Origin of the sequence: Moraxella sp. VT-16-12, assembly GCF_002224245.2 — a bacterium.
GTDB lineage: Bacteria > Pseudomonadota > Gammaproteobacteria > Pseudomonadales > Moraxellaceae > Moraxella.
Window position 1 is genome coordinate 1 of the sequence record NZ_NKHK02000011.1, and the last position, 13,267, is coordinate 13,267.

Consider the following 13,267-nt stretch of genomic DNA (forward strand, 5'->3'; position numbering starts at 1 on the left):
GTCTGTCGTCCAGCGAATGAGTGCGTATTATACGCTGATTTTTTATGGTGTCAAGCATTATTTTAAAAAATTTCAAATAACCTTGAAACACTTCCCATTGTACAATATTTTAAAGTAAAGTCAAGAGATTTCTTTAAAATTATATGAGAATTGGTGGCGATGAAGAGACTTGAACTCTTGACCTTACGATTATGAGTCGTACGCTCTAACCAGCTGAGCTACATCGCCATTTAGGGTGCGTATTATACCCCAGCATTTATATTGTGTCAATACAATTTTTTAAAAATTTTAATCTTCTTGACACATAGAAGATAATTTTTTAGCAACTATTTGATAAATCATGATTTTTTATTGAGAAATTAAAATACAAAATTATTCAATTTCCCCCTTAACTTTCAGGGCTTGGCTATGTTATTATGGTGTGATTATACCATATATACTATCGGAGTTTACAATGACCGAAGATGTGATTCACCGAATTTTAGTGGTTGATGATGATGCTCGTCTTAGAGCGTTGTTACAGCGTTTTTTAGAAGATGATGGCTTTGTTGTGCGAGTGGCTCATGACGGCAAACAAATGGACAAACTCATGCAACGTGAAGCGTTTTCACTGATTGTGTTAGATTTGATGTTGCCTGATGAAGATGGCATTGCTATTTGTAAACGTTTACGTGCCGATAATTCAGACATACCCATCATCATGCTAACAGCCAAAGGCTCTGACACTGACCGCATTGCAGGGCTTGATGCAGGAGCAGACGACTATTTACCAAAACCATTTAATCCCAAAGAGTTATTAGCTCGCATTAAAGCAGTACTTCGTCGCCAAAACAGAGAGCTACCCGGAGCACCTACACATCAAGTGGAAGTGGTCAAATTTGGCTCATGGACATTGGACTTATCCACACGTACATTGACTCGTAATGGCAATGTCGTTACATTGACCACAGGAGAGTTTTCTGTATTAAAAGCCTTAGTGCAACACCCCAGAGAGCCTTTAACGCGTGATAAGCTCATGAATCTTGCCCGTGGGCGTGAGTGGGGAGCGATGGAACGTTCTATTGATGTACAAGTGTCTCGCCTTCGCCGTCTGATAGAAGACAACCCTTCTCAGGCTCGCTATATTCAAACCGTTTGGGGCATGGGTTATGTGTTTGTCCCAGATGGGGCAGAAGACCAAATCAACTAATCATATTACCCCATGTTAATCATGGGGTTTTTATAAAACTTATAACGACAAAATCGCCACTTCTTTGATATAACTGTCAAAATCCGCTTCGCTCTCATCAAGCAGCTCATCATCACCTAGATGCTTGGCATACGCTATCCACAGTAGCAGCTGATAGATGCTGTTATATTCACTTGCCTTAAACTGCTTAACAAACTGCTTGATGGTTTGCTCATCATTTAAGGTCAAACGATGTTGCCACGTTTGGACTTTGCTACGCTGGGCAGGGTCAAACAACAGCTCAAATAAGGCATGAGTTAAGGCGTGGCGATTTTCTTCAACAATCAATTTACCAATACGTTTGATTTGGCGGTTTTTGGCAGCAGCGACACTGATTTGGGTCAAATGCTGCAACTCATCCAAAAAATATTCACTCACTGGCAAATCCGCCATCTGTTTTTTAGAAAGTTTTGCCAAAGGCATGGCAAGTGCTTGTAGTCTTTCGTGAGCTTTTTTTGTTTCGGTGCGAGACACTCGCATGTCCATTTTTGACCAATCAATCATAAAAACTCCTTAATATTTAATTTGTGGTGAATGCCAAGTGCCAACAAACCACACTTCACCACCTGTTTATAGACATTGTCCAATTTTATCTCCTGTTTTTACAGAATAAATGTCGCAATCATTGGCAAACTGCAACTTGCCTTGATACTGTGTCTTGATGGCGTTTTGGGTGTGGTGGTGGTCTTGGCTGCGTTTCATAAAATGCGACAACACCAAGCTGTTTGTTCCTAAATTGGCAATTCGTCCAATCTCTGATGGCGTCATGTGTAGGTGTGTTGCAACATTATCATGACTGTGCTCAGGTACAGCATTGTGAGCGATAAAGATATTACTGCCCTTAACAAGAGCATCCAATGTATGCCCTTGATTGCTGGTATCACCAGAGACCACCACGGAGCAACCATTTTTTTCAATACGCCACGCCAAAGATGGTAGCAGTCCATGACTGATGGGCATTGCTTTAACAGTAAAGCCATTGATTTGCTTGCTAAATATCTGGGGGTGCTTCAAATCAGCATTGACATCTATGGGACGAATGGCGAAATTGGCATCACCACTTAAAAAGTCAGACAAGTAGGGATAAGCACCTGTTTGACCAAATTGTCGCTCAATAAAAACAGATGTGCTGGGAATGATGTGATTGCCTGTTGGTCCATAAATGGGCAAATCTTGGCTACGGCTAGAAAAAAAGCTCGCCTTAATCAAAGCAGGCAAATCATTGCTGTGGTCCACATGATAATGGCTAAATAAAAGTGCGTACAAATCTTCAATACGACCGCCCGCACGCTCAAAATTTAGTGATGTCCCTGCCCCAAAATCAATCAAAAACCGTGCCTTGCCCTGCTCTTGTATTAAATAGCCTGTGGAAGCACGCCCATCATCTAGCTCAGGTCCACCCGAACCAAGCACAACCACCGTCAAGTCATCATCTTGGCATTGAGCATGGATTTGGGCAGCGTGTGCCGACAATCCCAATAAAAACATTGCTCCCATTGACAATGCCACTGATGTTTTTTTGATAAAATGCACCAACATAACACAACCTTTTTTGATGATTAAACGTTTCAGCTTAGACACTTTAATATCAAAAAACCTTACATTTATGATTATTGGTGATTACCAATATCTTTTTTCACGATGTTTGACCACCACAGGCATATTTTTTGGCAAGTTGCCACTTAATAGCTTGCCCACTTTTTCGCTGACATAGACTGAGCGGTGTTTGCCCCCTGTGCAACCGATAGCAATGGTAACCAAATAGCGGTTGTTATTTAAAAACTGTGGCAGCCATTTTATTAAAAATTCAGCGATGTCTTTTGCCATATCGTCCACTTCTGGATAATCAGCAAAAAAGCATTTGACTTCATCATCTTGCCCTGTTTTGGGGCGTAGGTTTTCTTGCCAATGTGGATTGGGCAAAATCCGCACATCAAACACAAAATCTGCATCTATGGGTGAGCCATGTTTAAACCCAAAAGACAAAACATTAACTGTAACAACATTATCCACGCCCAAATGCTGTCTGACTTGCTCTTTAAGTTCGTGGATATTCAGCGTACTGGTGTCTATTTTAATATCAGCACAACTGGCAATCGGTTTTAACAGCTCAATCTCACGAGCCAACGCATTGGGCAGGTTATTGGCGGCAGGCAAAAGTGGGTGTACTCGGCGAGTCGCCCCAAAACGTGCCACCAGCACCCCTTCTTGGGCGGTAACATATAAGATTTTGACGGCATTGCCATATTTATCCATCAAGTCTTTATGCACCATGCCAAAACCTGACAAATCCGCCTTGGGCGTACGCACATCAATGCCCAGTGCCACTTTTTTGGTGTCATCACCAACCAAATTATCCACCGCATCTGCCACCAAAGACAAAGGCAGATTGTCAATCACATAATAGCCAAAATCTTCTAAAATATTTAGCACAGATGTTTTACCTGAGCCTGAACGCCCCGAGACAATGATAATGGAGGTGTCTTGTTGCATCATATCCCCTGTTTGTTGATGTAACCAAATTTTGATTATGTTTATGCTTGGCAAATCCGCCATCTTGATTTGCCTAGTGAGTATCGTAGCAGATGATTCTTGCTTGTTTATTGCTACTGCCACTTAATTTCTAGGTTGTCTAGCAGTCGTGCCTTGCCCAAATACGCTGCCACCAACAGCACCAAGTGCTTGTCATTGGCTTTTGGCGTGTGCAGTTTGTCGTTATATACCGCCAAATAATCCACCACAAAGCCTGTTTGATTGATTAAATCAGTATATTTTTGCACCAGTGCGGATATGCCATCTGTGCCAAACTGCTTTAATTCATCTGCCATCTGTACCAATAAACGCTGTAAGTTTGGGGCAATCGCTCGCTCACTGGCGGTCAAATAACCATTGCGAGATGACAACGCCAACCCATCATCAGCACGCACAATCTCACCACCAATGATGTCAATGCCAAAATTTAGCTCATCATTGAGCTGTCTGATAATGGCAAGCTGTTGATAATCTTTTTTGCCAAAAACGGCAACGTCAGGGCGTACGATATTAAAGAGCTTAGAGACCACCAAACCCACGCCATCAAAGTGCGTGGGGCGAGACTTACCACACAAAATCTTGGTAATTTCACCTGATAATACTTGCACACTAGGCGGATAGCTTGGGTACATTTCATCCACACTGGGGGCAAATACATAATCCACGCCTGCCGTGTCTAGCTTGGCAACATCGGCATCAAGCGTGCGTGGATAGCTGTCAAAATCTTCACCCACGCCAAACTGCGTAGGATTGACAAAAATACTCACCACCACAATGTCGGCATGAGCTTTAGCGATGTTCACCAAGGATAAATGCCCATCATGCAAATTACCCATGGTTGGCACAAAACCGATGTTTTGTCCGTCTTGGCGGTGGGTGTTTAGGGCGGTTTGTAGCTCGCTGATGTGATTAAAAATTTTCATAAATGCCAATCCAAATGGCGTATTGTACCACAAAATCCAAGTAAAACCGTGGGATTTGACCCAAAACAAAGAATGTTTATTTTTGTAAAAACAACCACTTATCCCAAACAACTGCTTGATTGATAACTACTTTTATTTTATGATAGAAATTCTTATGATGGTCAAAACAAGGAGCAGCGATGAAAGAATTGAAATTTGGCTTATCAGCCATGGTACTGGCGATGACGGGCATGATGGCAACGACCACGCCTGCGAGTGCTTTTGACTATGGTTATAGAGCAGACAATTATTTTTATACTTGGCACATTGATAATGCCATTATGCAAAACTCTTGGTTCAACGATGACAGCTACAAAAAAACCTACAAAAAGGCAAAATCTAGCAAAAAATCCACCACCAAAAAGACCACCAGCTCATCTGGTAAATCTAGCAAAGCCAGCTCTGGCAAATCTAGCACGAGCAAAGGAAGTACAAGCCAAAGTACCGCCACACCCAAAACACCTGATTATAGCAATGCTCACCGTTATAGCCACTCAAACAGCGTCAGCAGTCAGCTTAATAGCCAAATGATAGACACGCTACGCCAAGATTTACAAAACAAAGGACGGCTCACCAGTCAAGCAACAGCCGACCTAGACCGCTTATCCAAGTCCAACCTGATTGGTCAAGTGAAAACCGCTTTAAAATCAGATGGCTACGACCCAAATAGCATTGCCACAGCGATGGCGTACTGGGTGGTGATAAACTATGGCATTGCCACACGCTCTGACCTTGCCAGTCTTAAAGGACATGGCATGGTAGAACAGCTTAAAGACGCCCTAAGTGATGAAAGTATCGCCAACATGAGTGCCAGCGATAAGCAGACCATGGCAGAGACGCTCTATTGGCTGGGTAGCCTACAAATGGCGATGTATATGGAAGCAGTCAATCAAAACAACCAAACCGCCATCAACCAACGTATCCAAGACGCCAAATCCGCCCTAAGCAACATAGGACTGTCCACAAGCGACATCAAACATGGTAGTCGGGGGCTAGAATTGGGTTAAAACCAAAAGGCTGACCACACCCCAAGCAACTTAGGGTGATGGGTTTATTAAGTGGCGTGGAGCTGCTCGGCAAGTAGCTCCTTGGCTTTATTAACTTCTGCCCAAAAGCCCACGCCCACCAATACACTCACAAATACTAATATACCAATAGGCATAACAAGTAACATCTTATCATCGGCAGGGGTTATCACCCCTTCAAAGAGTATTGACAAACCCACCAACACAAATAGTCCCAGCACCAACCATACACTCCAATGCAGTCTCATCACAACATCTACCTGTGAACCTGTGGGCGTACGCTGTATCGTGCCTATCACTACTGGCAAAAAGCTGTTGCGGTAGCTGATGTGCCGATATATTTTAAAGCGATGATGATTTGCTGTACCATACCAAGTGCCACCATCATCACGCTGACCCAACCATTTTCCGAGTACACCAAACGACATTCTAAACATATCACCAATGGTCGGTCGTGGCGAGCGAATGTTGTCGCTTAATGCTTGGGCGACTTCGTGTGGAGTTAAAGGGCTGTTAAGTTGGTAGCGGTGATAAGGCATGGTATTTTATCCTAAAAACTATGTGCCACCGTTGGAAACGCCTTATCCTTAACAGCTTGATGAAAGTTTTTAAATGCCCCAACAATATCGCCTGTTTCATTGCTAGCATCACTTAAAAAATCCTTGACAAATTTGGCAGGTTTACGGGTATAGACACCGAGCATATCGTGCATGACCAACACTTGACCATCCGTATCCACGCCTGCCCCAATACCAATGACAGGCACATCAAAACGCTCTGTTACTTGTTTTGCCAAAGCACTTGGCACACATTCTAGCAAAATCATGCTCGCCCCTGCCCCCACCAAAATCTCGCAATCGCTAAGCAGTTTGGCAGTTTGGCTCTCGGTTTTGCCTTGTACTTTATAGCCACCAAAAACGTTCACTGACTGGGGCGTTAATCCCAAATGCACGCAAGTTGGTACACCGTTATTTGCCAAAGTTTGAACAATTTGGGCAAGCTCGCTACCGCCTTCTAATTTGACCATATTTGCCCCTGCCTGCATGACCGCACGGCTACTGCTAATGGCATCTGCCAAGGTGGCATAGCTCATAAAGGGCAAATCGGTCATAATCAACGCATGGCCGTTACCACGAGCGACATTGGCAGTGTGATAGACCATATCTGCAACTGTTACAGGCAAAGTGGAGCTTTGTCCTTGCACCACCATACCAAGGCTGTCCCCCACCAAAATGGTGTCAATCTCGGCAACGTCCATCAGATGAGCAAAACTTGCGTCATAGCAAGTCAAACATGAAAACTTTTCGCCAGTTTTTTTGTATTTGTTTAGGGTGGATAAGGTGATGGGGGTTTTGGGTTTTTGGGCTAAGTCAGTCATAATGCACTCAAATAAAAGCTAAACTGGCTATTAAATGCTGTCTTTTGTGCGTTTATCAAGCCTGACTGGTGAAACTAGCTTAGATTTGCCCTATGATAGATGAATGTTTTAAACTGTCTTGTTTTTATACCAATCAACGATAAACCATCTGTCAGCACACAGATGGCACTCTTATAATCGTTTTAGTCCTGTGTGGTCATTTGCCACCACCACATCTGCCAATCTTTGCTCGCCTACGCACAAATTAGTATCAAACTCCAACAAGGGAATGAGCACAAAATTACGCTCAAACAGCCCCTTGTGTGGCACAATCAAACGCTCGCTGTCTATCTTCTCATCGCCATAGAGCAAAATGTCCACATCAAGGCTACGCTCGCCCCAATGACGCAGTCGCACTCGTCCTGCACGGTTTTCTAAGGCTTGGCAAACATCAAGCAGTTCAAGGGGGGCAAGGGCAGTTTTAGCAGAGAGTACCGCATTGACAAAATCAGGCTGGTCAGTTACCCCAAAGGGCTTGGATGTATATAACGATGACAATTTGACTTCACAAAAATGCTCATCAGCCTGCAAAGCATCATACACCGCCATGATATGACTACTTGGGTCGCCCAGCTCATTAGCAATATTGCCACCTAGCCCCAGATAAATTTGCACAAACTTAGTCATGATTTGCCCTTGGTTTGGCGTTGGATTTTTTGCGTTTTTTAGGCTTGCTCACTTTATCTTTTGGTTTATTTGTCTTGCTTTTATCGGCTTTACTCTTTTTGTCTTTTTTGGGCTTATCCGACTTTTGGTCAGATTTGACAGATTTTTGCTTTTTTGGTTTGGCGGTTTTGTCCGCTTTATCATCCAAGACATCACCCATCAAATCTTGCTCTTGACGTTCTTTTAAAGACAGGGTTGATGATGGCTCACGCTTGCGATAGCGTTGGCTTGGGATATATGGCTCATCGTTGGCAAGCAGTTTTAAAAAATCACTTTCGCTATATGTTATCTGCTCAAAAATTGGCATTTGAACCGCACTGTCTGCAATGGGAGCAGCCTTTGCTGGCTCTTTAATTTTAGGCTTATCATCAAGCACCACATCAGCCAAATCAGAGCCACGCTGACGGCGACGTCTTGGCACGCCTTTATCATGACCAAGATTTTGCACCATCACCGCCTTGTCATGACTGCTTGCACTTTGGTAATCCTGCCACCATACCCCCATGTTGTTGGTTGGCTCAGACAACAAACACTCATCAAAACACTCACGCATCAGCAAAAAGTCAAGTGCGGGGCGAAACTTAACGTGTGTGGCAAGATTGGCGATTTCTCGGGGGCGTGGATTGACCAGTTTGGGTTGCAACAGCCAAATACTTGTGATGAAATCTTCAGCAAATCTGGGAATGGTGGTTTTAAATTTTTGAGCATCAAATACCTTACGACTAGCTTTGATTTGAGCATCATGAAATGGCACGCCTTGTTTTTTAAATTTAGCCAATGCGTGTAAATAATTTTCCCAAAGCAAAACGGCATAAACAAAAGCAGGGTTTGTGCCCAAATCTTGTGCCACTCGCTTATCGGTGTTGGTTGCCACAGCCATCATCAAAGCGGTAGGAACACTTGGGGCATGATTCATCAAGCTGCCCATCGCCCCATAATCAAAAAGCAAGGGCAACAGTGGTGCTAAATAGCCACCATTAAACATTTTTTGGGTTTCGTCATACAGCCTGTGGGTGGACACTTGTTCAAGTAGCGACCAATTATCTTGGCAAAACTGCTTTGCCAGTGCTTTATCAAATTCAAAGCCCAATTTTGCTTTAAATCGCAACGCCCGCAACAGTCGCACAGGGTCTTCTTCAATCCGCACTTTGGCATCACCCAGTAGCCTAAGCGTCTTGGTTTTGATGTCGTCTATCGCCCCACAAAAGTCCAACACCTCACCTTTGATGGGATTATAGTACAACGCATTGATACTAAAATCTCTGCGAGCAAAGTCCTGCTCTATCGTCCCCCAAACATTATCACGGGTAATCATGCCCTCTTCGGTGGTGTGAGTGTCGTCCTTGGGCGGGGCTCTAAACGTCGCCACCTCTATCATTTCACGCCCTGAATAGACATGAGCCAGCTGAAAACGTCTGCCAATAATCCGACACCGCCCCCCAAAAATCGCCTTTATCTCATGGGGGCGAGCATTGGTTACGGCATCAAAATCCTTGGGGGCAAGCCCAAGCAAACTATCACGCACCCCACCACCAACAATATACGCCTCAAATCCTGCACGTTGTAATACCCCCACCACATCCACAATGCTATGCGGTAAAGTGCGTCTGTCAAGCCCCAACGATTTTGCCAAATAACGCTGGGCATTGGGTTTTTTTGATTTTTTTTCTGGCTTGCTTGGCTTATTTGTTGGCTTGGTTGCCATGCCATACGCTCCTGATTGTTTTTGTTAATTTTTAATATAAACTGTCTATTTTACCGCTTATCCAACAAAAAAGCTAATAAACAACAAGCCGATGGCGATTTTTTTCTAAGGTTTTTTGTCCAATGCCTTTGACTTTTGTCAAATCGTCCACACTCTCAAAACGCCCAAACATCTCACGATAATCCACAATCGCCTGAGCGGTTTTTACTCCCACGCCCTGCAAGGTGGCAAGCTCACCAACGCTGGCAGTATTGATGTTGATACGCTCGCTGTCTGTTTTGGCTTGGGTTTGTTTGGCAATGAGTGCCTGATAAGCAAGGCGTGGGTCGCTATAACACTGGTTGGCGTGAGTGCTGATGGCAACCATCAGACCAAATACCCAGATGATGGCTTTATTTTTCATTTGTCTTTGCCATTTCCCAATAGCTGTCCATCTGTGCTAAGCTAGTGTCCGTAAAATCCTTACCTTGTTCCAAAAGTTTTTGTTCTACAAAGGCAAAACGTCGTCTAAATTTACTGATTGCTCCTTGTAATGCCAGCTCGCTATCCACACCCACATGACGAGCAAGATTCGTCAATACAAACAGCACATCACCAAGCTCGTCGGCGATTTTGGCTTGCTGCTCTTGGTTTAATGCCCCGCTTTGATAGGCAAAATCCCCTGTGGGCAGCTCGGCAGTCAGCTCGCCTAGCTCTTCGTGGAGCTTATCAAGCACGCCTTGCAAACTGCCCCAATCAAAGCCGACTTTGGCAGCGTGTTTTTGTAAGTTTTGAGCTTGGTTTAGAGCGGTGCCTGCTTTGACATCAGACAACAGCTGCTTGGGTCTGCCTGCGTTTTCTAGTGCTTTAATCTCATCCCAACGGCGTTTCACGTCTGCGTCCGTTGTCAGGTTTTCTTTGTCAAAGACATGGGGGTGTCGTCTGATGAGTTTTTCTTGCAAAGCATGAATCACATCACTAATGGTAAAGCGGCCTTGCTCACCATACAACTGAGCATGAAAGATGACTTGAAGTAGCACATCGCCCAGCTCGCCTTTAATGTCGTCTGTGGCAAGTGGCGTGCCATCATCGGCTTGTATCGCACCGATGAGCTCAAAGACTTCTTCAATGGCGTATTTTTGTAAAGAGTGGTTGGTTTGTTTGGCATCCCAAGGACAGTCGGTACGAAGGCGTGCCATCAAGGCGACAAGGTCAGAAAATTGGTCGGTGGGTGTCATAAGATTTACACAAAATAAAATCCATTATAACAAATAATGGGTTTTATATCATAAATTATCAACAGTGATAGGCTGTTTGTGCATTACCGTTCCAAAAAACCCATCCCCGTTTGTTGGTAAGCAAAACCAACAGCAAAAGGGACTAGGAAGGTAAATTTGCTTGTTTTTATAAAACTTTTGGCTTATAATTGTTTTACATTAAAATTACATAAGGTGTGCATATGGCAACAAATTTTAATTTAAGGCTGGATGATAATTTAAAAGCTCAATCATTTGGTGTGATTGAAAGTTTTGGCATGACTCCAAGCCAATTCATGCGATTGGTATTAAAGCAAGTTGCAGATACTGGCAGTTTGCCCCTATCGTTTGAAAAACGCCAAGAACCTAAGCCAAGCCAAAAACTACTAAGAGCAATGGCGGAGCTTGAAAACGATGATGTACCAAGCTATGCAAGCATTGACGAGCTATTAAGGGCTTGTGATGAAAGAGTTTAAGCCAAGCAGTGATTTTTTCAAAGGCTTGAAAAAGCATGGTATTTCTAAGCCCTTGCTTGATGTTTTGGGATATTTGATTGACGGCAAGCCACTACCCCAAAAATACCTAGACCATCCACTCAAAGGCAACATGAAAGACTACCGAGAGTGCCACATCAAGCCTGATTTGCTCCTTGTGTATAAATTGGATGGCAACAAAATTAAACTGGTTGCCCTAGATACTCATAGCGAGCTTTTTGACTAGTTAAGAGTCATTATAATGTAAATGTATTGTAATGCTTTTTTGTTTCTGTCTTTTGAAAATTTGCGGTTTTGATGTGGCTTTTGGCATGAAAAGTCCTGCTTTACTGATTGGGTCAGTGTTGTTCAGTGTGGTCGTAAAGCAGTTTTCCTAAGCCCTATGGTAAGGATTAGGGTGTTTTCAGTAGAGGAGTGAGCAAAAGCAATACAGTCAAAAAGTGCCAATTAAAACTTGATTTTGCAAATAATTAACCGTTCAAAACCTATTATTTCCGCAGGATTATTGCATTCATTGTGCAAAAAAGCGTTATTACACCACTGGAATGAGTGGTTATGGTGCAGTTTTGATTGTGCATTGGATCATTGTAAGACAACGCCAGAATATTTTCCGTTCACAGAGCAGAAGTATAACAGAGAAAAGGCTATGAAAACAGCAAGAACCATCAGAAATAATCCAGAATTTGGTAGGATTGATTTTTCAAACCCAAATCTGTGCCTAAAATCCTTGCATTGGCACGCCTAAAAGCCAAGCGTAGAGTCCAAAAAGGGCAGTTAGAACAGATTACCCCAATCTCAATCAAAGTTGAATGAATGGCGACTAAGAATAAATAATATTAAGTTTTAAATATCGCTCTAAGGGCTTTATGAGTCCATAGAGCGATTTTTTAGGTATTTACTGGGGCGTATTGATTAATTTATACACGATTAACAATAGAAATAATAGAAAATAATTGTAAACTTGTATCTAATGGTTATAATAGCTTTTTATTTAAGATTATGGTTATTGATTATTATTTATTCATATGTACATATCATAACTGTATCATAGATTTTATATTGTTGGGATAATTAAATGGAACAAGCACCATTAAAAACAGAAGAAGAAATACGTGATTATTATAGTTACTCTGTTTTTATCAGAGTGATTGCAGGCTTATCCATAGTTTGGTTTGGTATCCTATCTCCTTTGAGTGAATTGGGCGGGCGTGGCATTGCAGAACTAGATCGGGTGCAATACAGCGAAGGCATTCTTAATGTGTCTTATCAAAAAGTATTAAAAGGCTCTGATTATAACGTACTTTTACTTAAAGAACAAAACAGCAATCAATGGACAGAATATTATTGTGGTTATAGTGCCAGACACTTTGCTCGGGCAAACTGGTGTTTTACTGATGAACAAATAGAACCTTATAAAAACAAACACGCCAAAATTGGTTGGTATTATCAAGACAGATTTTTATGGCTAAAAAACCCACATCCACAACTGGTTTCTTTACAGGTGGATGGTAAGGAAATACGTAGTTATGAACAAACTAAAAATCTATCAGAACGCTATAAAAAATCAGGTGTTTATTTGGAAATTGGCCTTAGTATATTTGTCTTTATAGGATTTGGCTTCATGTATCTTATTGGTGAATTATTGGGACGACATTGTAAAAAAATGCTAAAAGAAAGAGAGGTTGTGTTGTGACAAAATATTCTATTGGTAATGTGGTTATTGGTGGGAACACTTTAAAAAATGCCCCTGGCAATAATGGGGGCACCATTGATCAAGTATCACAAGCAGGTCAAGGTTTGGCGACAGCTTTTCATGGCACAATAGAGCTGATGGCAAAAACCATTGAAAATCATGAAAGAGAGAACTTTAATAAAAAGATGGGAAATAATTTTGCTGGTGCCAGCAAAATATTAAATAAAATAGGAGTAGTTGGAGCTCCCTAAAAACAAATGATGCTCACCCACAAAGAATCAGTTACCGCATACAATAAAACCCAAGCAAA

Annotated in this window: 16 protein-coding genes and 1 tRNA gene; 6 read left to right on the forward strand and 11 right to left on the reverse strand. The window is 42.5% G+C overall.

Annotation, left to right across the window (positions count from 1 at the left end):
• Positions 1–151: 151 nt before the first annotated feature.
• Positions 152–228, reverse strand: a tRNA-Met gene (locus CEW93_RS09235).
• Between the two features lie 226 nt (positions 229–454).
• On the opposite strand from CEW93_RS09235, the gene ompR reads away from it, so the two are divergent.
• Positions 455–1,189 (forward strand): two-component system response regulator OmpR, encoded by a 735-nt coding sequence (gene ompR, locus CEW93_RS09240; protein WP_089539041.1) that lies wholly within the window; start codon positions 455–457, stop codon positions 1,187–1,189.
• A 39-nt stretch (positions 1,190–1,228) separates the two neighbouring features.
• Here ompR and yjgA read toward each other — a convergent pair whose 3' ends face one another.
• From yjgA to panC, 4 genes are all read right to left on the reverse strand, one after another.
• Complete coding sequence (gene yjgA / locus CEW93_RS09245; protein WP_089539042.1) at positions 1,229–1,732, reverse strand: ribosome biogenesis factor YjgA; 504 nt, start codon at positions 1,730–1,732, stop codon at positions 1,229–1,231.
• Between the two features lie 66 nt (positions 1,733–1,798).
• Positions 1,799–2,767, reverse strand: a complete 969-nt coding sequence (locus tag CEW93_RS09250; RefSeq protein ID WP_222432743.1) for an MBL fold metallo-hydrolase — start codon at positions 2,765–2,767, stop codon at positions 1,799–1,801.
• Positions 2,768–2,848: 81 nt separating this feature from the next.
• The gene (gene rapZ / locus CEW93_RS09255) at positions 2,849–3,721 is read right to left on the reverse strand and encodes an RNase adapter RapZ (RefSeq protein ID WP_255504073.1); all 873 of its coding nucleotides are present in this window, start codon (positions 3,719–3,721) and stop codon (positions 2,849–2,851) included.
• Between the two features lie 113 nt (positions 3,722–3,834).
• Complete coding sequence (gene panC, locus CEW93_RS09260; protein ID WP_089539043.1) at positions 3,835–4,683, reverse strand: pantoate--beta-alanine ligase; 849 nt, start codon at positions 4,681–4,683, stop codon at positions 3,835–3,837.
• Positions 4,684–4,862: 179 nt separating this feature from the next.
• Between panC and CEW93_RS09265 the strand changes: the two genes are divergently transcribed.
• Positions 4,863–5,729 carry a DUF6683 family protein gene (locus CEW93_RS09265; protein ID WP_089539044.1) on the forward strand — a complete coding sequence of 289 codons (867 nt, stop codon included), beginning with the start codon at positions 4,863–4,865 and terminating at the stop codon, positions 5,727–5,729.
• 47 nt (positions 5,730–5,776) lie between these two features.
• Here the strand turns inward: CEW93_RS09265 and CEW93_RS09270 are convergent, their stop codons facing one another.
• The 6 genes from CEW93_RS09270 to mazG form a co-directional block, all read right to left on the reverse strand.
• Positions 5,777–6,286, reverse strand: coding sequence for a hypothetical protein (locus CEW93_RS09270; RefSeq protein ID WP_089539045.1), 510 nt, complete (start codon positions 6,284–6,286; stop codon positions 5,777–5,779).
• 11 nt (positions 6,287–6,297) lie between these two features.
• Positions 6,298–7,125, reverse strand: a complete 828-nt coding sequence (gene panB / locus CEW93_RS09275) for a 3-methyl-2-oxobutanoate hydroxymethyltransferase (protein WP_089539046.1) — start codon at positions 7,123–7,125, stop codon at positions 6,298–6,300.
• A gap of 171 nt (positions 7,126–7,296) precedes the next feature.
• Entirely contained in the window at positions 7,297–7,791 is a 495-nt protein-coding gene (gene folK / locus CEW93_RS09280; RefSeq protein WP_089539047.1) for a 2-amino-4-hydroxy-6-hydroxymethyldihydropteridine diphosphokinase, read from the reverse strand.
• Positions 7,784–9,535 carry a polynucleotide adenylyltransferase PcnB gene (gene pcnB / locus CEW93_RS09285; protein WP_089539048.1) on the reverse strand — a complete coding sequence of 584 codons (1,752 nt, stop codon included), beginning with the start codon at positions 9,533–9,535 and terminating at the stop codon, positions 7,784–7,786. Before pcnB ends, folK begins: the two co-directional genes overlap by 8 nt.
• 73 nt (positions 9,536–9,608) lie before the next feature.
• Positions 9,609–9,938: a ComEA family DNA-binding protein gene (locus tag CEW93_RS09290; protein WP_089539049.1), complete on the reverse strand. Its 330-nt coding sequence runs from the start codon at positions 9,936–9,938 to the stop codon at positions 9,609–9,611.
• The gene (gene mazG, locus CEW93_RS09295) at positions 9,928–10,752 is read right to left on the reverse strand and encodes a nucleoside triphosphate pyrophosphohydrolase (RefSeq protein WP_089539050.1); all 825 of its coding nucleotides are present in this window, start codon (positions 10,750–10,752) and stop codon (positions 9,928–9,930) included. The genes CEW93_RS09290 and mazG overlap by 11 nt, the downstream gene beginning before the upstream one ends.
• A 221-nt stretch (positions 10,753–10,973) precedes the next feature.
• Here mazG and CEW93_RS09300 point away from each other — a divergent pair, with 221 nt between their 5' ends.
• From CEW93_RS09300 to CEW93_RS09315, 4 genes are all read left to right on the forward strand, one after another.
• Positions 10,974–11,246, forward strand: a complete 273-nt coding sequence (locus tag CEW93_RS09300; RefSeq protein ID WP_089539051.1) for a type II toxin-antitoxin system RelB/DinJ family antitoxin — start codon at positions 10,974–10,976, stop codon at positions 11,244–11,246.
• Positions 11,233–11,490, forward strand: a complete 258-nt coding sequence (locus CEW93_RS09305) for a type II toxin-antitoxin system YafQ family toxin (RefSeq protein WP_089539052.1) — start codon at positions 11,233–11,235, stop codon at positions 11,488–11,490. The genes CEW93_RS09300 and CEW93_RS09305 overlap by 14 nt, the downstream gene beginning before the upstream one ends.
• Positions 11,491–12,339: 849 nt before the next feature.
• A complete protein-coding gene (locus tag CEW93_RS09310) occupies positions 12,340–12,957 on the forward strand; it encodes a hypothetical protein (protein ID WP_089539053.1) in 618 nt (205 codons plus the stop codon).
• Complete coding sequence (locus CEW93_RS09315; protein WP_089539054.1) at positions 12,954–13,208, forward strand: hypothetical protein; 255 nt, start codon at positions 12,954–12,956, stop codon at positions 13,206–13,208. Before CEW93_RS09310 ends, CEW93_RS09315 begins: the two co-directional genes overlap by 4 nt.
• Positions 13,209–13,267: the final 59 nt, after the last annotated feature.